The sequence below is a fragment of the Bartonella sp. CM120XJJH genome (assembly GCF_042194715.1).
Classification (GTDB): Bacteria; Pseudomonadota; Alphaproteobacteria; order Rhizobiales; family Rhizobiaceae; genus Bartonella.
This window is the reverse complement of the sequence record NZ_JBHINE010000017.1, coordinates 23,511-47,907: the sequence shown is the minus strand read 5'-3', so window position 1 is coordinate 47,907 and position 24,397 is coordinate 23,511. Positions and strand designations below refer to the sequence as shown.

The window sequence follows — 24,397 nt, the reverse complement described above, 5'->3', positions numbered from 1 at the left end:
TGACGCGCTACAAAGGCATTGGCTTCATTACTCCAATTCAAAGAATCCTGCGCTACTCCTTCAGAAACTTCCTTAATACGCTGATTCACATTTTTGATATTTGTATCAAGACCCGCAAATGCGCTACCAACATCATTAAAGCTCGTCTTTCCCACTTTACCATCTGCAGAAATATTAGAGATCTCGTAAGTCGGAGCTGTCCAAGCCCCACCTTCATAGCTAGAGTTACCGCCTAAATAAGTTGCAACAGTCTTATTGGTTGAAAAAAGCTGAGAACCATTAACCGCATCACGTGAATCTTTAGTTATATCCCCATTTGCAAGAGACGTAAGCTTACTGTTCTCTTTCTTGTCCCCATGCGTCGCTACAAAGGCATTGGCTTCATTACTCCAATTCAAAGAATCCTGCGCTACTCCTTCTGAGACTTCCTTAATGCGATCGTTAACAGTCTTGATATTCGTATCAAGTCCTTTAAAGGCTTTTTCTACACCTTCATACGGTTTATCTGTTACCTTCCCGTCTTTAGAAACTGTCGATAAGACATACTTTGGTCCTTTAAAGTTTTTGCCATCAAAGGATGCATCGCCACCTAAAATCTTTGAGAAATCATCTGTGATGATATGAAGCTGTCCACCTGTGACCGCATCACGTGAATCCTTAGAAATATTACCATCAGCAACATTATGAAGTGCCACAGCAGCAGACTTTGCACCTTTTCCTAAAGTCACGCTCGTGTAATTAATGCTGCCATTTTCGTCATCTTTTTTATCGTAATGAACAACAGCTGATTCATCAGACTGAAGATTATTAGAAAGATCTTTCAAGCTTTCTTCGAGTTGTTTTTTGTTAACCGCTTCATTGTCATTCTCTGCCTTCTTCACACCAGAAAGAATTCGATCCTCGCCACTCTTATTGGCGATATTGATCGTAGCACCATCTGTCTCCGAACCAACCTTGATAACCTTAGTAGCTGTATCCTGTTTAACAAGGTTATCACCTACTACTTTATTAATCTCTTTGTTAATATTCGTGAAAGAAGTACCAACATCAGCTAAAGCTTCAGCAACATTATCATACTTCTTCTCTTCAACTGTAAGACCATCATCTTTAACAGTTTTAACCGTGAATTTTGGAGCATTCCATTCACCTGCGTCGTTATATCCAGCACCTCCACCGAAATACGTCGCAATCGTCTTATTCATGGAATAAAGCTGAGAGCCATTAACTGCATCCGTGGAATCCTTAGAAATAGCTCCATCTAAAAGAAACGTAATTCTACTGTTTTCTTGTGTCCTTACAGCCCTGCCTTTTTCTTCTTTGCTCTTTTCATGACGTGCTACAAAGGCCTGCGCATCATCATTCCACAACAAAGAATCCTGCGCTACTCCTTCAGAAACTTCTTTAATACGCTGATTCACATTCTTGATATTTGTATCAAGACCTGCAAACGCGGTTCCAACACCTTGAAAGGAACTATCTGTTACAACACCATCTTTGGCAATGTAAGATAATTTATACGTTGGCTGTGTAAGAGCTCCATCTTTAAACGATGCTTCTCCACCTAAAAACTTAGCTACATCTTCACCGATTTTATTAATCTGTCCACCCGTGATTGCATCACGTGAATCCTTAGAAATACGACCAGAAGCTAAGTTATGAAGACCTACAGCTGCATTATCCTTACCTTTACCTAAAGTTACACTCGTGTAATCAATGCCGCCATTATCACCATCTTTTTTATCGTAATGAACAACAGCTGAATCATCAGACTGAAGGCTGCTAGAAAGATCCCTCAAACCTTTATCTAGCTGCCCCTTGTTAACGGCATCATTGTTATCTTTCGCATCCTCTACACCAGAAATAACCCGTTTCACACCGCTTTTGTTTGCAACATTGATTACAGTGCCATTTGTTTCCTTACCAACAGTGATAGGAGCCGTTTCGTTATCCTGCTTGACAAGGCTTTCACTGACAACATTGGTCACATCATTATGAACATTCGTAATTGTATTACTAATACCAGAAAGAGCCTCTGCTACACTCTTATAGCTTTCCTCACTTTCTTTACCTTCTGCATTAACTTTCTTGATCTTGAAATTTGGAGCTTTCCATTTTCCATTCTCATATCCAGCACCACCACCAAAATAGCTAGCAACCGTCTGATTAACTGAATAAAGCTGACCACCCGTGACAGCATCCGTTGATTTAGCGGCAATCTCACCATTTGCTAGAAACGTAATTCTACTGTTTTCTTGTGTTCTTACAGCCCTGCCTTTTTCTTCTTTGCTCTTTTCATGACGTGCTACAAAGGCCTGCACATCATCATTCCACAACAAAGAATCCTGCGCTACTCCTTCAGAAACTTCTTTAATCCGCGCATTCACATTTTTGATATTTGCATCAAGACCCACAAAAGCGGTTCCAACACCTTGGAACGAACCCTCTGTTACACTTCCATCTTTGGCAATGTGCGATAATTTATAGATTGGCTGTGTAAGAGCTCCATCTTTAAATGTAGCATCACCACCTAAAAACTTAGCTACATCCTCACCGATTTCATTAATCTGACCGCCCGTGATTGCATCACGTGAATCCTTAGAAATACGACCAGAAGCTAAGTTATGAAGACCTACAGCTGCATTATCCTTACCTTTACCTAAAGTTACACTCGTGTAATCAATGCCGCCATTATCACCATCTTTTTTATCGTAATGAACAACGGCTGAATCATCAGACTGAAGACTAATGGAAAGATCCTTCAAACCTTTATCAAGCTGGCCTTTGTTAACAGCGTCATTATTCTTCTTTGCTTCCCCAACACCAGAAATTATCCGATCCGCACCGCTTTCATTTGCAATATTGATTTCAGTGCCACCTACTTTTGCACCAATAGTGAGACGACTCGTTGTCTTATCTTGCTGAACAAAGCTCTCACTTTCCACTTTAGTAATCACATTGTTAACCTGTTCAGTCAATTTATTCTGAACATTCGTGAGAGAACTTCCAACACCTGCAAGTGCGTCAGCTACATTCGTATAACTCTTGTCAAAAGAAGCACCATTCTCACCAAACTGCTTGATCTTGAAATCTGGTTCTCTCCATATGCCCTCTTTATCATAACCAGCACCACCACCAAAATAGGATGCAAGCATGTTACCCATTGTATAGAGCTGACCACCATTTACTGCATCTGTTGAGTTTTGGGTAATCTCACCACTTTCTAGAAACGTAATTCTACTGTTTTCTTGTGTTCTTACAGCCCTGCCTTTTTCTTCTTTCCTCTTTTCATGACGCGCCACAAAGGCATTGGCTTCATCATTCCATAACAAAGAATCCTGTGCTACTCCTTCAGAAACTTCTTTAATCCGTGCATTCACATTCTTGATATTCTCATCAAGACCTGTAAAGGCACTACCAACATTGGTAAAAGGTTTGGCTGTTATCTTACCATCTTTATCAATCTCAGATAAACTATAAGTCGGCCCTGTAAACGCACCATTATTAAAAGCTGCATTGCCACCTAAATAAGTAACAACCTTATTATTCGTTTCAAAAAGCTGACTACCCGTAACAGCATCCGTTGATTTAGCGGTAATCTCACCATTGGCTAGAAACGTAATTCTACTGTTTTCTTGTGTCCTTACAGCCCTGCCTTTTTCTTCTTTGCTCTTTTCATGACGTGCTACAAAGGCATTGGCTTCCTTGCTCCAATTCAAAGAATCCTGCGCTACTCCTTCAGAAACCTCCTTAATCCTCTGATTGACATTCTTGATATTCTCATCAAGACCTGTAAAGGCTTTTTCTACACCTTCATACGGTTTATCTGTTACTTCACCGTCTTTAGAAACTGTCGATAAGTCATAGCTGGGAACTGTAAAAGTACCATCAGCACTAAACGATGATTTACCACCTAAAATCTTTGATAAACTCGCAGCCATGGTATTAATCTGACCACCAGTTACTGCATCGCTCGAACCTGCCACTAGAGAACCATCAGCTAGTGATGTGATTTTGCTGTTTTGCTTTTTACCATCTTTCTCATGCTGTGCTACAAAAGAATCATTACCCCACAATAAGGCATCGCCTTGAACTTCTTTATTAATATTGTCTAATTTGTCATTAAAATCCTTAACAACAGTATTTAGATGTTTGTTCACATTTATGAAGTTCGTATCAATTCCTGCAAAAGCAGAGCCTACATCGGTATAGTCTTTTGAACCATCTTCTTTACCATCAGTTGTGAAGGTTTTAACCTTGAATGTAGGGGCTGTCCAAGCGCCATCTTTATAACTAGCACCACCACCAAAATATTTGGCTACATTCTCAGATGCTGTTTTGAGATCACTTGTTACAGTCGTAACATTTTTATTTGTTTCAAAAAGCTGGGAACCATTTATCGCATCAGTGGACGCTGCTGTGAGCGCGCCATCCTTTATACCTGTAAGGGTACGCTTTTCATTTTTGTTGTTGGCAATATCAATTTTATCACCATCTGTATCCTTACCAATGGTGATATGTTTCGTTTCAGGATCCTGTTTCACAAAGCTACTAGCTGCTACTTGTTCTTTAACATCTTTCTCAACTTTTTTCAGTTGCGAAAAATTCACAGCGTCAGTATCTGTAGTACCTGCTGCAACTCCAGAAAGAATCCGAGACGCACCATTCTTGTTGACTATGTTGATTTCACTACCTTCTACCGCAGCTCCAATAGTGAGACGATGTGTCGTTTTGTCTTGCTGAACAAAGCTCTCACTTTCCACTTTAGTAATCACATTGTTAACCTGTTCAGTCAATTTATTCTGAACAGTCGTGAGAGCCGTATTAACACCTTCAAACGCATCAGCTACATTCTGATAAGTCTCACTTTTTTCCTCTCCATCAGTATCGAAAGTTTTAATCTTAAAAGTAGGACCTGCTGAGTTTCCATTTCCAAAGTCAGCACCGCCACCAAGATAATTAGCTAAATGGGTACCCAGTGTATACAGCTGTCCACCATTCACGGCTTCTTGTGAGTTGTATGTTAAATCTCCACCTTCAAGATATTTAATTTTACCTGGTCTTCTGTCTTTCCCCTCTCCGTGCATAGCACTAAAGGCTTTATCAGTTTTGCTCCACAATAAGGCATCACCTTGAAATTCTTTATTAATATCGTTTAATTTGTCATTAAAATTATTAACAACAGTATTCAGATGTTTGTTTACATTTATGAAGTTCGTATCAATTCCTGCAAAAGCAGAGCCTACATCAGTATAGTCTTTTGAACCTTCTTCTTTACCATCAGCATCGAAGGTCTTGACCGTGAATGTAGGAGCGGTCCATGCGCCATTCTCGTACTTAGCGTTACCGCCTAAAGACGTAGCAACTCCAGTGCCCAATGTATGAAGCTGAGAGCCATTTATGGCGTCTGCTGAGCTAGCAGAAATATCTCCATCTGCAAGATATTTAATTTTTTCATTTATATAGTCTTGACGTTTGTCACTTTCATTCCACTCTCTATGCTGCGCTACAAAGGCACCTTCAGCCTTGCTCCATTGCAAAGAATTATTTTTCGCGTCAGTAATCTGATTGGTAATCTCTTTTTTTACATTTGTGATAGAACGGCCAACACCTGCAAAAGCACTCGCTACATCAGAATAATCCTTATCTTTAGATCCACCATCAGCTTCGAAGGTTTTAACCGTGAATCTAGGAGCGGTCCACGCGCCACCTTCATATTTAGCACCACCACCAAAATATGTTGCAACCTTATCGTTTGTCTCAAAAAGCTGAGAACCATTTACTGCTTCATTTGAAGTTTTTGTGAGCGCGCCACTCTCTATACCTGTAAGAGTACGCTTTTCATTTTTGTTGTTGGCAATATCAATTTTATCACCATCTGTATCCTTACCAATGGTGATGTATTTCGTCTGCGCATCTTGTTTAATAAAACCACTAGCTGCTACTTGTTCTTTTATTTCCTTCAGTTGTCCAAAATTCACCGCATCGGTCGCTCCAGTCCCCTTTGCCACTCCTGTTATCTTTTTACCTCCAGCATCCATACCAGAAGTTATCACTTTTGGACCATTGGCAATCACTAAACCTGTTGCATCTAAGGTATTGTTTCCTGTTTGTATTTTATCGACTATGACACTCTTGGCGAGATCAAATTTTATATTATTGTCATCTTTGCCTTTTGTAACCGTGAGATTCGTACTTCCAGCGGAAAAATCTACTTTATCGTCTATAAGAACGGTCTCGCCATTTTCACCGCCAACAGACAATTTCCAACCGTTTTTTCTTACAACTTCTTCCAAATCTTTTAACTGTCCAAGATTAACTGCATCGGTAGGTTCACTCCCAGCTGCTACGCCTGTAATTTGTCGCGTTATACTCTTAGCAAAATCACCAACACTCACTGCGCCCTGCGTACTTTTCCATTGCGCCTCGGCGCTTTGTGAAGAATCCTGCAACAAAGAAGTGTAACCCAAAACACCAGCAGCCCTATCAGATACAGAATCGCTTCCTAGAGCAACACTGCCTTCTGCCGTTGCTTCTGAATAAAAACCCAAAGCAGTAGCATTCTTTGCGGCTGACTTTGCACGATGCCCTATAGCAGTCGTAGCATATTCCAAAGCTTTAGAAACAGAACCAACAGCCGTTGCATAATCAGCCTTTGCAATTGTATGATCGTCTGGCCCAATCGATTCATTATATTCGGAACCTATCGCGATACTGTCTTTGCCTAAAGCATGAGCCATGTAGCCTATAGCAATGCCATCCACTTCCTTTGATACCCGTGCTTGATAACCTATAGCAATACCATGGCTCCCCCCCTTCTCCACCTGTGCCTCAGGACCTATAGCTATCGAATAATGATTAAACGTTTTTGCCTCACTACCTATAGCAATACTATACAGCGCCTCCTTTGCTGCAGATGCATTGTAACCAAGAACAATCCCCTTTTCTGCATAATCCTTCGCGCCGTAACCAAGAGCCATTGCATAATTACCAGTTGCAAGTACTCTATTTTTTTCGTCGACATTCTGGACTTCACCTCCACTAACAGTTCCAACACCACCAATTGCAATGCTAAAAAGGCCTTCCGTTTTTGCCCCCCGCCCCAAAGCAACAGAACCATATGAGCCTTGAGGTGCTTCTGCCTTATAACCAACAAGAACACTCCAACCGTCACCAGTTTTTGCACCGTACCCGATAACAACAGCACCGTATGTATCTATCGTACCAGCATGAATAGACGTATTGTCACCAATAGCAACAGCCCACTTGCCTGCTCCCACATCAATCTCATCACCCAAATGAACAACGTGGTTTTTAGAACGTTGCATTCCTGCAGTTCCACCCCGCAAAAGGTCAGAAACATTAACAGGCGCTGCACTTTCATAATTCTCTGCAAACGGTTGGGCTGTAGAGCTATCACGAACAAGCGACCGCGGACTAATTAGAGACTTTTTATATTGCTCGTCTGTATCTAAGGTTCTTACCAATAAATTTTTGTTATCTTCCGCAAGAACATTTACGACAGAACGCTTATCACTCTTACCAGTAAGGATTGTGGTTAAAAAATTTGCATAGTCTTCAGAAGCATTCAAACCAGCAACAGAGATGATGTTTTGTGGATAAGAGACACCAGCACTTTTTACACCTTCAAGAAATGTGTTTCTAAAATCAGGATTTGCTGAAAAAACAAATGTAACATTCGATAAGAATGTAGCCGCTATAGCCAACGAAAGAACTTTAACAAAAGAAAAACGAGAACGTTTTAATTCACTCGCAGCTTGTGGGGAATATAATTTTTTCATAACAAACTCTCCAATGAAAAAACTTAGAAACACCTCCAAAACATAAAAAAGACACATTTTAGCATTATTGACCTCTTTGGAGTTCAGAGTAGAGGATCATTGCTTAGAGTGTGAACATTTTGAGTCTTTAGTCTTGTTTTGTTTGCGCTCTCTGTATTGAGATCTAAATGTTTGTTTTTTAATTATGTCTTGTGGACATAAAGATGACACATTTAGAGTCTAAGGGTTTTAGTGTGCTGTTTTTTCTAACTAAAAAGGGTTCTTTATATTTAATATTACTTTTTACTTGCTAGTCGTTACTATAAATTCCTTTGAAAAAGGTTTTATTATGTGCTTTTCTAATTATAGACTTTATTTTTATTAGAAAGCATGGTTTTGTTAATAATAAGTAAAGTAAAAAGAAATTGTAATATATTTGAAATCTAGCTCGCCTCGGATAATAGGCTTTTTATTTTTAATATATCATATAATGATATATGTGCGGTTCTGTGATGTACCTTCTATCTTTACGCACTACTTATCCCCCCTTTGAAAGTTATTTTATCAAAATGAGTCTTACTAATATACATTTTCGTAGCACTATAGACTGTTCAAGAAAATAGCAACATAAAAATATGACTTTTTAGCAATATGGATTCTATTGTGATATTTTTGCAATAAAAGTATATAAGGATTTTCTACAACCTCAAAGTTTATAGAGACATCAAATATTATACTTATCTCTAGATAAATACTGTGCATCTGTAAAAAAATATCCACCCTTATTTCAATAAATAAGGGCGGATATTTTGTTCTGTTTTCGTTGTTCGTATTATTTTATTTTCAGAGTGATTGCACCACCTATTCCCCAATGACCACCAGCACTCGTGGCAGAGAAATTAGAGCGGATTTTTCCGTTTTCAGATGTATAACCAGCTCCAAAAGCAAATGCGGATTGTCCTCGCCATGCCCCGCTACCAAATGAGACACTCAAAGATCCTGGGTCGTCGAAGTAACGTAGGTTAGATACTGCTAAACCAACAGCCGCTGCTTGCCTTGCCTCTTTGCGTACGCTCTTAATGTCATAACTTAAAATATTAAACTTCATATCTGTATATCGGTCAGACCGATTAACGGCATCATCAATGGCATTAATAACAATATTATCTACACGACTATCTGTATATTTTTTTGCATCATCGAGAACGATCTTCATCTGCTGCTGAGTATAATCATGTAATTGCCCACCATTCACCGCTTCTTTCGAGTCCTTCTCAATACGGCCATCAGCAACATTATCAATTAAAACAGGTTCACTGGGATCTCCACCCGCTAAAGTGATCCTATTGGTCTTATTCCCTTCTCCATCTTTATCATAGTTAACCGCACCATCTGCAACTGAAATTTCAATATCTTGGATATGTTGATGGATATTATCAACCTTGTTTTCAATTGTGTCTACCCTGTTTTCAACTTCTGTGACCTTCTTGTTCGTCTCCCATAGCTGTCCTCCATTTACAACTTCTTTTGAGCCTTTTTCAACTTTACCATCAGCTACATTATCAATCTTGCTCGCTTTACCCTTATGACTAGCGTCATACATTCCTTTTTGTTCATCCCAATTTAAACCATTGGATGAGACATTTTTTTCAACATTTTGAATGCGTTTGTTTATCTTGGACATACTCTCACTCACACCGTCAAAAGCACTGGCAACGTTATTATAGGTCTTCTTCTTACCAGAACTGCCATCAGCATTGAATTGCGCTACGTTGAAAGTAGGAGACTTCCAATCATCGTTTTCATCATATCCAGCACCACCACCAAAATAAGAAGCAAGATGATCACCCATAAAATAAAGCTGCGACCCATTTACAGCATCCATTGAATCATAAGAAATGTCTCCGTCGGCAAGAAACTTAATTTTGCTATTGGACTCTCTATGCCGTGCTACAAATGCCTGCTCTTCACCGTTCCACAACAAGGCGTCCCCTTTAACTTCTTGTGTAATATTATTGATTTGTTGTGTAAAATTATTTGTCACATTCGTTAAATGATCATTCACATTCTTTACATTTGCATCAAGCCCACTCAACGCTTCACCCACATTTTCAAAGATTTTCTGCCCCGCAGAACCATCTGCAGAAACTGTAGATAAATTATACCGTGGTCCTACAAAAGCACCATTCTCGAATGAGGCACCACCACCAAAATAATTTGCTATATCTCCAGATATTTTATTAATTTGGTTCCCATTGATTGCATCATGCGATCCTTGTGAAATTATGCCATCTTTGACATTATGAAGAGCAACGGGGCCTTGGTTATCTATCCCACCTAAAGTTACGCTACCATAATTAACGGCACCGTTTTCTTTATCATAAAGAACTGCAGCAGCACTTGTAAGATTAATATCATTAGAAATCTTCTCTATACTTTTATCAAGTTGGGCTTTGTTAACAGCTTCATCATTATTAACCGCTGCCTTCACACCGGAAATTGTACGAGCATCACCAGATTTGTTCGCAACATTGATTTCAGTTCCACCTGTTGCTTTACCAATGGTGATAGTATCTGCATCTCCTTCCTGTTTAACAAGGCTATTTTTTGTCGCATTCGTAATCTGATTTTGGATATTCGTGATAGAATTATCAACAGCATTAAAAGTAGATTCAAAATCATTATGTGGTTTGCCCTGAATAGTGTAAGTGGGCGCCTTACCATTAGATACATCTGCACCACCACCAAAATATTGTGATGTATTTTGAGAAATTTTTTCTAGATCTTTCGTAACAGTGATAACATTCTGATTAGTGGCAAAGAGCTGCGAACCATTTACAGCTTCCGTTGAATCTTCAGCAATGTCTCCATTGGCAAGAAACTTAATTTTGCTATTTGCTTTGTTTTCTCCATGCTGTGCCATAAATGCTTGCTCATCACTATTCCACAACAAGGCGTCCCCTTTAACTTCTTGTGTAATATTGGTGATTTTTTCATTAACATCTTTAACCACATTCGTCAGATGCGTATTCACATTCTTCACATTTGCATCAAGCCCCGTCAAAGCTGAGCCAACGTCAGAGTAGTGAGCTTTTGCTACCTGACCATCTTCAACAATAACAGATAAACTATATTTTGGTCCTTTAAAGGCACCATTCTCGAATGAGGCACCACCACCAAAATAATTTGCTATATCTCCGGATATTTTATTAATTTGGTTCCCATTGATTGCATCATGCGATCCTTGTGAAATTATGCCATCTTTGACATTATGAAGAGCAACGGGGCCTTGGTTATCTATCCCACCTAAAGTTACGCTACCATAATTAACGGCACCGTTTTCTTTATCATAAAGAACTGCAGCAGCACTTGTAAGATTAATATCATTAGAAATCTTCTCTATACTTTTATCAAGCTGGGCTTTATTAACAGCTTCATCATTATTAACCGCTGCCTTCACACCGGAAATTGTACGAGCATCACCCGATTTGTTCGCAACATTGATTTCAGTCCCACCTGTTGCTTGACCAATGGTGATAGTACCTTCATTTTCCTCCTGCTTGACAAGGCTGTTTTTTGTCGCATTCGTAATCTGATTTTGGATATTCGTGATAGAATTATCAACAGCATTAAAAGTAGACTCAAAATCATTATGTGGTTTGCCCTGAATAGTGTAAGTGGGCGCCTTACCGCTAGATACATCTGCACCACCACCAAAATATTGTGATGTATTTTGAGAAATTTTTACTAGATCATTCGTAACAGTGGTAACATTCTGATTAGTGGCAAAGAGCTGTGAACCATTTACAGCTTCCGTTGAATTAGCAGAAATATCTCCATTGGCAAGAAACTTAATTTTGCTATTGGTTTTTCCCTCTCCATACTGTGCTACAAATGCCTGCTCATCATTACTCCACAAGAGAGAATCTTTAGAAACACCTTCAATTTTCTGAGTAAACTCATTGGCTACGTGTGTTAAGCGGTTATTCACATTGTTGATATTATCATCAAGCCCTGTCAAAGCTGTACCAACATTATTATGGTCCTTAGTTACTGCTACACCATCTTCAGAAATGTGCGATAAATGATAGTGCGGACCAAACAAGATACCGTCATGAAATTCCGCATCACCACCAAAAATGCCTGCTACATCTGTGGATATTTTATTAATCTGGCTGCCATTAATTGCATCATTCGACCCTTCTGCAATTGTACCAGCTTGTACATTATGGAGAGCAACTGGTGCCGTAGTCTTATCACCACCCAAAGTCACACTATTATAATTAATGGTGCCATCTGCATCTTTATCATAAAGAACTGCAAAACTATTTGCTTCTTTAATGACCTTAATACTGTCCGTGATATCTGCAATTTCACCATCAAGTTGTTTTTTATTAACGGCTTCATCATCCTTAACCGCTGCCTTCACACCAGAAATTGTACGAGCATCACCCAATTTGTTTGCAATATTAATCTCTGTGCCTTCTATTTCCTTACCGATGATGATACGATTTGTCTCTTCTTCTCGCTTAACAAGGCTATTGCTTTTTATGGTGTCAACAACATCTGCAATCTGACCATCAAGCTGTTGTTTATTAACAGCGTCGTTATTGTTTACAGCAGCCTTCACACCGGAAATTGTCCTATCTTCACCCGATTTGTTTGCAACATTGATTTCAGAACCACCTGTTGCCATGCCAATGGTGATACGACCTTCTTCTCCACCATCTTGCTTAACAAAACTATTTGCTGCTATTTGATTTTTTATCTCTTGTAGCTGCGCAAAATTCACTGCATCATCAGGTTCTTCTCCATTCGCAACTCCTGTAATCTGTTTATTGCCAGCATCAATACCGTCCACAGTTATTTTAGCCCCATCAGCAAACAGAATGCCATCATCACTTATAGAGCTTCTTCCAGCGGTAACTCGCTCCACTGTGATATTATCTGCTAGATCAAATTTTACATTATTGTCTTTCGCACCTTTTGTAATCGTAAGGTTGTCACTTGCAGCTGACAAATCTACAGTATCTTTTATACCAACGACTTTAGCATCTTTACCCCCAACAGATAGCTGCCAACCTTGGTCTACGTATGATTGTAACGATTTTAGCTGTGCAACATTAACGGCATCAGAGTCGCCACTACCAGCTGCCACTCCTACAATCTGGCGCGTTTTTTGTGATTCAGCATCACCAACACTCACCGCACCTAGTGTTCCTGCCCATATCATATCGTCATCTTCTGACGAGCTTTTAGTTAAAGGATTATAACCAACCTTGCCAGCAGCAACATCAGCCACAGACTCGCTTCCAATCGCAACACCTAAATCTACCGTCGTTTTTGCATAAGCACCCAAAACTACAGATTCCACCCTGTCCGCCTTAGCACGATGTCCAATAGCAATTGATTCTTCGCCCTTCGCTATTGTACGCCCCTCAGAGGGGATCGGCTTATCACCACTTCTACCTTCACCACCTATTGCGATACTTTTTTTACCTACAGCATACGCCAAATGACCTACAGCAACAGTAAAGCTATTATCCACCTGCGCGCCATAACCAACAGCAACCACATCGGAAGCATTGACTATTATTTTGGCACCAAGAGCAGTAATATCACTATTATTATGGAGTTTATCGGCCTTTTTTATATCATCACCAAATATGACATTAGTACCCACTACGTCACGTTGCAGTCCTGTATCGCGCTGCATTTTAGCCATAGAGTCATTGCGCGAAGGATTCAATGCATCAATAATCGCTGTATTCTCACCATTCTGTGCACTGATGAACAATTTTTTATATTGCCCGCCTGCATCTAATGTTCTTTCCAATGAGTTTTTGCCATCTGCCCTCAAAACATTCACAATAGGATCACCATTACTTATATCAGAAAGAGTTTTGGTTAAAAAATTTTCATAGTCATCAGAAGCGTCAACTTTTGGCATCATCGCCACATTCAATGCTGTTAAATAATTTTCCTTATCACCATCATAGTAATCATACGCAGAGATGATGCTTTGCGGATAAACCACGGCAGCATTCTTCATACTTTCAAGAGATGCTTTTGTTAGACCAATATTTGCTGAAAAAACAGGAGAAGCATTCGATAAAAACAATGCCACCGCAGTTCCCAACGAAGCCACTTTAAACAATGATGATCGATGATGTGAACGAGAAAAACTCAAATCACGCAGATTTTGTGTAGTATATAATTTTTTCATAAAAACCCCCTTCATAATAATAGATTAAAAACACAAAAAAGGTGCGCTCTAGAGCTCTAAAGCTTTCTTATTTCCCTTGTGTGTTCCTGCTTTTACAGCGTGTTTTAGGACATAAATAAAATTAAGACATAAACTGTTGTTTCTACAGTGTCTTTAGAGGGTAATTAGGGGCAGGTTCGTGAAAGTCAATTTAAGGAAGGTAAAAAAATACTTAATATTAGAATTGATTTCATTTTTCTATCAAAGGTTGTGTGTCGTTTTTAGCTTTGACCTCTTTGAAAAAGGTATAATTTTGTACCTATTGATCACCTGCTTAGGCGCCAGTTTATTTTCGTGAATAAGATTTTTATTTCATGAGAGGATTTATGAAAGCTTTTTACTAAAATGCCTCATCTATATCCTTACTAATGGTAATGTGTCTCGTTGCTGTATCCTGTTTTACAAAAATACTCACTGCTACTTGTTCTTTTATTCCCTTCAGTTGTGAAAAATCCACTGCATCAGTATTGCTCGTTCCTTCTACAACATTTGTTACTTGTTTACTTGCCGCATTAATACTACCGGTGGTTATTTGCGAGCCATCAGTAATTACTAAGCCTGTTGCATCTACTTTTGTTTTTGCTCCTAATGTTATGCTTTTCAATGCTATATCATTAGCCAACTAAATATGAGCTTATTTTCATCGTCCTCATCTCTTTTAACCCTGAAGTTACTTCCCCCAGATGAAAAATGCATGTACTATCTAGCACCCACATCTTTAGCTGCCTCACCAGCAATAGGCTGTTTCCAACCTTTTTTTCTTACGACTTCTTCTAAATCCTGCAACTGTCTAAGGTTCACTGCATCGGTAAGTTTGCTACCAGCTGCTACGCCTATAATTTGTTGCATTATATTCTTACTAGGAACACCAATACTCACTGCATCTTTCGTACTTTTCCATTGAGATTTGGTGTTTTTAGCCGATCCTTGCAGAAGAGACGTATACCCAAAAACGCCAGCAGCCCTACCGGACACAGAGTTGTTCCCGATAGCCCCCATCAACCCTCACGTTAGAATAGGAACCTAAAGCAATACTTCCAACCCCATTTGCTTTTTATACTCGCAATTAGGTTAAAACACTTTGGAGAAATTAAAATTTACTATGAAGCTACAAAAAAGGAAACTGATTAAAAAACATAATATTTTGAATTATTCTCTATGCTCAAGGTAATTTGTCATTAAAAAACAAGACGTTCAATGAAAAATTCTAATGATATCAACATAAAGCATACGTTTAAAACTATACGAAAATAAAAGCTAAAACCGTCTTCTTTTAATAAAAGGCATATTCGTATTTTATATAATTACGGGAGTTTCATACATTTAGAATAGCTTTAGAGAGCTCTGGAAGAAAGTAAAAAATTTGCCCTTTTCTTAAATAAGAAAAAGGCAAATCAATTTTATGGATTTAGTCGTTTATTAGTTGAGTATCCAATTAACCCCTGTACTTATACCCCAGTGACCTCCAGAAGTGGTAATTGACAAGTTAGAACCAATATCACCGTTCTCTGAAGTATAACCTGCACCAAAAGCAAAAGCAGATTGACTACGCCATAAACCACTACCAAATGCAATTGTTAATTTTCCAGGAATATCACTATAGCGTAAACCAGCTACCGCTAAACCAACAGCTGCTGCTTGTCTTGCCTCTTTTCGAACATCCTCAACAGCATAACTTAATGTTGAAAACTTCATATCCGTATACGAATTAGCCTCACTAACTCCATCTTTTACAAGATGAGAAACTTTCTCATCCGTATACTTATTGGCACTTTCAAGCACAAAATCCATCTTATCTTTTAATTGACCGCCATTAATCGCTTCTTTCGAATCCTTTTCAACCTTTCCATCGGCTACATTGTCTATTAATACTGGAGAACTATCATCTCCACCAACTAATGTAACTTTATTGGTCTTTTTGCCCGTTTTTTTATCTTTATCATATTGTACAGATCCCTCCGTAACTTTATTTTCAATATCCTTGACCTGATCTGTAATCATCTGCTGGGTTTCCCAAAGCTGACCTCCATTCACAGCTTCTTTTGAATCTTTGTCTACCTTGCCGTTCTCTACATTAATAATCTTACTTGGACTCTTAACGCCCTGACTATCAACGTGAGATGCATCATAGCTTCCTTTTTCTTCATTCCAATTCAGACTATTCGAAGAAGCATCCTTTTCAACTTCTTTTATACGATCGTTGATAGTGCTCATGCTGTCATTAACAACATCAAATGCTTCAGAGACACTATTACGCTCCTCTTTATCACCTTTCGTACCATCCTTATTAAAGGCCTGAACGTAGAATTTTGGTCCTTGCCAGTTTCCGTCCTTATCATAACCAGCTCCTCCACCAAAATATGAGGCAAATGTCTGTTGAAGAGTATAAATCTGACCTCCATTAATCGCATCCGTCGAATCTTCTGATATCTTTCCTTCCGCAAGGAACGTGATCTTACTGTTTTCCTTTTTACCTTCTTTCCCATGCTGTGCTACAAACGCACCTGCATCATCACTCCACAACAACGCATTTTGCTCAATGTTGTCTGAAATCTCATTATGAAGATTCTTGACGACCTTATTTACACCGGCAAACGCGGCTGCAATGCTATCATAATCCTCCTCTTCAAAGCTTCCATCTTCTTGGAAAGTCATTATCTTGAAACCTGGAAGAACCCAGCCATCACCATTATACTTAGCATCACCACCAAAATACTTTGCTAGCGACTGATTCAGATCATAAATCTGACCGCCATTAATCGCATCGCTCGAGCCTGATACTATAGAGCCAGCCGCAAGCGATGTGATCTTGCTGGCTTTTCTGTCCTCGCCTTCCCCATGCAGTGCGACAAAAGCTTTATCACCATCGCTCCAAGATAAAGAATCTTGTGCAACTCCTTCTGAGACTTCCTTAATACGATCGTTAACAGTCTTGATATTCTCATCAAGTCCTTTAAAGGCAGAACCAATATCGGCATGCGGTTTATCTGTTACAACACCATCTTTATCAATACTGGATAAATTATAAGTTGGCCCTTTAAAAGCACCATCCTTAAATTCAGCATCTCCACCCAAGAATTTTGCTACATCCGTTGAAAGGATATGAACCTGTCCTCCATTGATAACATCCGTTGAGTTCTCCGCAATCGATCCTGCGGCTACATTATGCAGTGCAACAGGTGTAGCATCCTTCCCTTTACCAAAAGTCACATTTGTATAATCAATTTGATCATCTGTTGTTTTATCGTAAAGAACAACAGAAGAACTATCAGACAGAAGGGTATCAGAAAGATCCTTCAAACCTTTATCAAATTGTTCTTTGTTCACAGCTTCATTGGCTTTTTCTGCTGCCTTCACACCAGAAAGAGTTCGGTCCTTACCACTCTTGTTTGCGATATTGATTTCACTACCTTCTACTCCTTTACCAATGTTGATAACATCTTCATTTTTCGTAACAAGCAAATTACTGATTACATCGCTGATCGCAGTTTGAACCTTTGTGAAAAGTTTACCCACACCTGAAAATGCATCTGATACATTCTTATAGCTTGATTCAGCTTCAGTGCCATCATCATTGATAGTTTTGAGCTTAAAATCAGGAACATTCAATTCGCCATCCTTATATTCCGCGTCATCAGAAAAATATTTTGCAACCTTATCGCCCAGTGAATAAAGTTGAGAACCATTTACTGCATCCGTCGATTCTTTCGTAATATCTCCTACAGCAAGCGATGTGATTTTGCTTGCTTTTCTGTCATCACCTGCCCCATGCTGGGCGACAAAAGCTTTGTCGCTATCGCTCCAAGATAAAGAATCTTGTGCAACTCCCTCTGAGACTTCCTTAATGCGAGCGTTCACATTCTTGATATTGTCATCAAGTCCTTTAAAGGCAGAACCAACATCGCTATGTGGTTTATCTGTTACTTCACCTTTTTCATCAATATTCGATAATTTATACTCTGGTCCTTTAAAGTTTTTACCATCAAAGGATACATCTCCCCCTAAAATTTTTGATAAATCCTCAGTGACTGTATGAAGCTGATCGCCATTAATCGCATCGCTCGAAGCTGATATTATAGAACCAGCGGCAAGCGATGTGATCTTGCTGTTTTCCTTTTCTCCATCTTTTTCCCCATGCTTAGCTACAAAGGATTGTGCTTGATCATCCCACAACAAAGCATCGCCTTGGACAGATTCTGTGATATTCGTGACTTCTTCTTTAAAGTCATTAACGATATTCTGCACATTCTTATTCACACTCTGGAAATTCTTATCAATTCCGTCAAAGGCTTCCGCTACATTATTGTAGCTTTTTTCCTCAACTTCATTATTCTCTGAATTGAAAATTTTGAGCTTGAAGGTTGGTTTGTTCAATACGCCATTCTCATACGTAGCATCCCCACCAAAATATTCCGCGACTTTATCGCCCAGCGCATAAAGCTGAGAACCTGTTATAGTTTCGTGTGAATCTTTCTCTACCTTACCATCAGCGACATTAACAATCTTGCTCGCATCCTTCTCACCATGAGCAGCATTGTAGGCACCACCATCACCTACACTGCCATCCCAATTTAGACTATTCGAAGAGATGTCCTTTTCAACTTCCTTAATGCGAGCGTTCACATTCTTGATATTGTCATCAAGTCCTTTAAAGGCAGAACCAACATTGGTATGAGATTTATCTGTTACCTCACCGTTTTCATCAATATTCGATAATTTATACTCTGGTCCTTTAAAGTTTTTACCATCAAAGGATACATCGCCACCTAAAATCTTCGATAAATCATCTGTGAGGGTATGAAGCTGACCACCATTAACGGCATCTGTCGAACTTGCGTTAAGATCTCCACCCGCAAGACCTGCTATTTTTTTATTCCCAGCATCAATACCATCCGCTATTACTTTTGGGCCATTTTCAATGGTTAAGCCCGTTGTATCTAAAGTGACGTTTTTTAATTTTACACTGTTTAATGTGATATCTTGTGCTAAATCAAATGTTATTTCTTTGCTTATACTGTCTTTTTTATCGCTACTTTTAATCTCAAAGTTTTTGCTTCCAGAGACCAAATTTAACTTATCGCCCGGCTGAAAGTCTGAAACAGCCTTATCATTAAGAGAAAGTGTCCACCCTTGTGCTACAAATTCTCTTAATTTTTTTAGCTGCGCAATGTTGACGGCATCAGTGTCCGCATAACCAGCTGCCACACCTGTAAGCTGTCGTGTTATCTTATTCGGAGTATCACCAACACTAAAAGCTCCTTGAGTGCTCTTCCATATCACACCATCATCTGCTGACTTGCCATCTATGGAAGGATCATAGCCAACAGCAGACGCTGAGTTACGAGAAAAAGATTTATAACCTACAGCAACACCACCAGTAACATCAGCTTGTACTTGTGCATTTAAGCCCAATGCAATACTATTTTCAGCAGATGCACTTGAAAGTCCACCTAATGCAATACTATTTTCAGCAGATGCCGCTGAAAAACCACCTAACGCAATACTATTTTCACCAGATGCATTTGAAAGCTTACCTAGCGCAATTCCTGCATCCCCTTTTGCCTTGGATCCAATACCTATAGCAATACTTCCTTGCCCACTTTCTTCCTCACTGGCGGCAATTTTAATACTTTCCAATTCGGCATTCCATTTAAAGACACTATCATCAGCAGCTTTTTTAATTTCATTGTGAAGATTTACATAAGACTTACCCATACCCTCAAAGGCTTTTGCTACATTTGGAAAACTTTCTTCTTCAATCTCATTCGTCTCGGGGTTGAAAGTTTTAATTTTGAACTTTGGATTATCCCATTGACCATTCGTAAATTTAACACCACCACCTAAATATCCAGCTATATGGGTAGCTACAACATTCAACTGACTACCATTTACTGCGTCTTGTGAATCTGCACTAAGATCACCAGGTGCAATATGTGTTATTCTTCTATTTGCAGCATCAATACCACCGGTGGTTATTTTCGGACCATCAGTAATTACCAGACCTGTTGCGTCTAAGGTATTTGTACCTGCTTTTAAGCTTGTTAACGTAACATCTTGAGCCAGATCAAATTTTAGCTTATTATCATCTTCGCCCTTTGTAATATTCAAGTTAGCACTTCCAGCAGAAAAATCTACTCCGCTATCCATAAGAACAGTTGTAGCATTTTTATCTCCAACAGAGAGTTTCCAACCGTTTTGTCTTACAACTTGTTCTAAGTCCTTCAACTGCCTAAGGTTCACTGCATCGGTAACATTAGAACCAGCTGCTACACCTGTAATTTGTCTGGTTATACCCTTACTATAATCACCAACACTAACTGCGCCCCGCGTACTTTTCCATTGCACCTCGGTGTTTTGTGCAGGACCCTGCAACAAAGAAGTGTAGCCAAACTCACCAGCAACCCTATCGGATACAGAATCGCTTCCTAAAGCAACGCCCCCTGCCGCCTTCACCTGCGTTTTAAAGCCTAAAGCTGTACCGGACTCCTCCTCCACCCGTACAAAACGACCAACAGCAACCGCATCATTCTTTAGTGACACGATATCTGCACCAACAGCAACGGATCCACCTCTATGGATCTCCGATTTAGAACCTATGATAACAGATGCCGCTAGCTTTTTATCTTTTTCATCTAATACCGCCTGTGCTTTATAACCAAGAACAACACTGTCCGTGGTTTGCGCATTAACCTCTTCACCAAAAATGACATTATGTCCTGATACATCACGCTGTACTTCTCCACTACGTGTCATGCTTGCAATGTGATCTTTTCGCGAGAAATCAGATGCATCAATAGCCACTCTATCCTGTCCACTTTGAGTGAAAGATTGAGTTGTAGAGCGACTGTCCATAAAAAACTGTGGATCGACGATAAATTTCTTATATTGGTCTTCTGAACTTAATGTGTTTTTTGATAATTTATTGCTATCGATTTTTAAAGTATTCGCAAGAGAATTCTTGTTACCTACCTCGGTAAGGGTTCTGGTTAAAAAATTTTTGTAGCCGCTTAAAGCATTAACTTGTGATGTCCGTGCTGTGTGCAACATTCTTATATAATTATTTTTTGACCCATTGAAAGAACCCAAATTACTTCTAGATTCATCGTAAACAGAGATAACACTTTGTGGATATATCCCAGCAGTGTTCCTTATGTTTGCAGAAATTCCTTCTCCTGAATCAAGCTCTTTCGAAAGAGCAGGAGAAATACTGGATAAAAGTGCCGCTATTGAAGTCAAAGATAGAACTTTAATAAAAGGAAAACGGGAAAATTTTAAATCACTTCCTGCTAATTTTGTATATAATTTTTTCATAATGAACTCCCCAATGAAAGAAATAACTATAAACACAAAAAAGACACATTTAAACGCTATGAAGTTCTCTAAAATTGTTTTTTCTAAACTTTAAAAATTTAGTACCTGATTGAAAAGATAGAGAGTTGTGTTTTTAGGTTTTATGGTTAACGTATTTTGCTCTTTTACATTTCCTAAGAAAGTAATTTTTTTAAAGTGGTGATTGGTTTTTTAACCTTTAAACTCATTGGTTGTTTTTTGCAAGGGGGAGAGTTAGGGGAGTATAGTGTTTTTATAACTTCTTCCAGTAAAGTTGAAATGCATTTGGATGTATATGTTTGTCTTACTCGAAAGTTTTGTAATAGATTTTTAGAGAGTGAAAGGTTTTTTTATCTGTAGATTGCTACAGATTTTTTAAATTTAAAAATTAAAAAAGAAAATGATGAACTTATAATTTATGAAAAAACTCATTATATTATTTTGAAATAAGAAGTTTACTTTGTTGAAAGTGTATAGGTTTTTTCTGTTTTTTAAATCTGTATTTATCGTTATAGCGCTTATCAATTTATATATTTTTTACATATGTAAAAACAATTCACCCCTGCCTCATGAGACAGGGGTGAAAAGAAGTTTTTATGTATTTTGTTTATTATCAATTCAATGTCATATTGAATCCCGCACCTACACCCCAGTGACCTCCAGAAGTTGTTGCGGATATGTTAGAACGGTATTTTCCATTTTCTGAGGTGTAACCTGCACCAAATGCAAATGCAGACTGACTACGCCATAAACCAGTACCAAATCCAACGCTTAATTTTCCAGGTGTATCATTGTAGCGTAAGTTAGACACCGCAAGACCAATAGCCGCTGCTTGTCTTGCCTCTTTTTTCACACTCTCAATACTGTAGTTTAAAACATCAAACTTCATATCTGTATATTGGTTAGCCCGATCAACAGCTTCATCAATCGCATCAATCCTGATATTGTTTATCTTTTGATCTGTATAGTGCTTCGATTCATCGAGAACAATTTTCATCTGTTCTTGGGTATAGTCATGGAGCTGACCACCATTTACAGCTTCTTTCGAACCTTTTTCAATTTTACCATCAGCTACATTATCAATCATAACAGGTTCACTAGGATCACCACCCGCTAATGTGATTTTATTGGTTTTTTTACCGTTTTCATCTCTGTCATAACGAACAGCGTCCTCAGCAATATCGTTAACTGTGTTTTCAATATGGAAAACCGTTTCAGCAACATCGGTAACTGTAGTGGAAATATTGTCGACTCTGTTGGTAAGATGCTTCACATCTTTTTCAACACCCGTGACACGTTCATTGGTTTCCCAAAGTTGTCCACCATTAACCGCATCTTTCGAACCTTCTACAATTTTACCATCAGCTACATTGATAATTTTACTCGGCTTACCATCACGATTAGCATCATAGGCTTTTTCTTTATCATTCCACTTTAAAGCATCTGTATCGACCTTGTTGATGACATCATCAATACGGTTATTAATATTTGACATCCCATTATTAATATCACCAAAAGCATCAGCGACATTATGGTGCTCTTTCTCAACAGTCGTACCATCAGCATTGACTTGAACAATCTTAAAAGTAGGATCTGTCCATTTGCCATTCTCATATTTGGCACCGCCACCGAAATAATTAGCAAGCTGGTTGCTCATGGAATAAAGCTGGTTACCCGTAATGGCATCCGTCGAACCTTTAGCAATCTCACCATCTAAAAGATACTTCAATTTGCTCTTTGTCTTCTTGCCATCTTTTTCATGACGTGCCACAAATGCTTCTTCTTCATCGTCCCACAGTAAAGCATCTTTAGAGAAATTTTCAATTTGCTGATTAAACTCATTGGATACATTTGTTAAGCGCTGATTCACATCTTGAACATTTTTATCAAGACCTGTTAAAGCTGAACCAACGTCATAAAAATTAGCCTTTCCTACCTTACCATCTACAATAGCCGATAAAGTATATTTAAGCCCTTCAAAAGCACCGTTAATAAACTTTGCACCACCGCCAAAAAACTTTGCAATATCTGCTGATATTTTATTAATCTGACTACCATTGATTGCATCGTGGGAATTTTCATCAATGCTACCATCTTTTATACCAGAAAGTGTTCTCTCTTGATTATTTTTATTTGCAATACTTATTTCTGTACCACCTGTATCCTTACCTATGGTAATAAGCGCTGACTCATTTTCTTGCTTAACAAGGCTATTTTCTGTTATATCAGAGATTTGATTGTGAATATCTGTGAAAGTATTGTTCACACCTTCAAAAGCATCAGCAACATTTGAGTAAGGCTGCTTAGAGGAAGTTCCATCATTCTTGAATTGGATAACATTGAAAGTAGGAGGGTACCAATTACCATCTTCACCATATCCCGCGCCACCACCGAAATAAGAAGCAACGTCCTTCATTGCAAGGTCTAAATGATGATTAACATGCCTGATATTTGTATCAAGTCCCGACAAAGCCGATCCAACATCATTATGTTCCTTCTGTTTTACCTGACCCTTTTCATCAATAGTAGTTAAATTATATCTTGGTTTTCTAAAGACTCCATTTTCGAATGAGGCATTACCACCAAAAAACTGTGCAATATCTCCAGATACCTTATTAATCTGGCTACCATTTACAGCTTCTGTTGAAGCTTCAGAAATTGCACCATCTTTGACACCTGTAATGATCCGCCCTCCATCAGTACCTGCGATATCAATTTTCGTACCATTTTTTTCCTTACCAATGGTGATAAGTTTCTGTCCTTCATCCCATTTTACGATACTATTGCCTGTCACTTCTTTTATTTTCTCTTCTACTTTTCTCAACTGAGTAAGATTAACTGCATCATCATCATTAGTTCCCTCTAGCACTCCCGTAATCTTTTTATCACCAGCATAAATACCCCCAGTAGTCATATTAGGACCACCAGTAATCACGAAGCCATTATCGCTTACATTCGCCTTACCTGCTATTACACGTTTAACTCTGACAATATCATTCAAATCAAACTTTACAGTATTGTCATC

General features: G+C 38.7%; 6 protein-coding genes. All 6 read right to left on the bottom strand.

From position 1 onward, the window contains the following. Window positions 1–7,799: hypothetical protein (locus ACFIKU_RS07160; RefSeq protein WP_375657102.1), on the bottom strand; the 7,799-nt coding region annotated here is incomplete at its 3' end. A gap of 811 nt (window positions 7,800–8,610) precedes the next feature. Continuing rightward, window positions 8,611–14,004, bottom strand: coding sequence for a Vomp family autotransporter (locus ACFIKU_RS07155; protein ID WP_375657101.1), 5,394 nt, complete (start codon window positions 14,002–14,004; stop codon window positions 8,611–8,613). A 379-nt stretch (window positions 14,005–14,383) separates the two neighbouring features. Continuing rightward, window positions 14,384–14,665, bottom strand: coding sequence for a hypothetical protein (locus ACFIKU_RS07150; protein ID WP_375657100.1), 282 nt, complete (start codon window positions 14,663–14,665; stop codon window positions 14,384–14,386). Between the two features lie 77 nt (window positions 14,666–14,742). Further along, window positions 14,743–15,042: a hypothetical protein gene (locus ACFIKU_RS07145; protein ID WP_375657099.1), complete on the bottom strand. Its 300-nt coding sequence runs from the start codon at window positions 15,040–15,042 to the stop codon at window positions 14,743–14,745. 420 nt (window positions 15,043–15,462) lie between these two features. After that, complete coding sequence (locus tag ACFIKU_RS07140; RefSeq protein WP_375657098.1) at window positions 15,463–21,354, bottom strand: YadA-like family protein; 5,892 nt, start codon at window positions 21,352–21,354, stop codon at window positions 15,463–15,465. A 631-nt stretch (window positions 21,355–21,985) separates the two neighbouring features. Beyond that, on the bottom strand, window positions 21,986–24,397 hold a 2,412-nt coding region (locus tag ACFIKU_RS07135; RefSeq protein WP_375657097.1), incomplete at its 5' end, for a Vomp family autotransporter.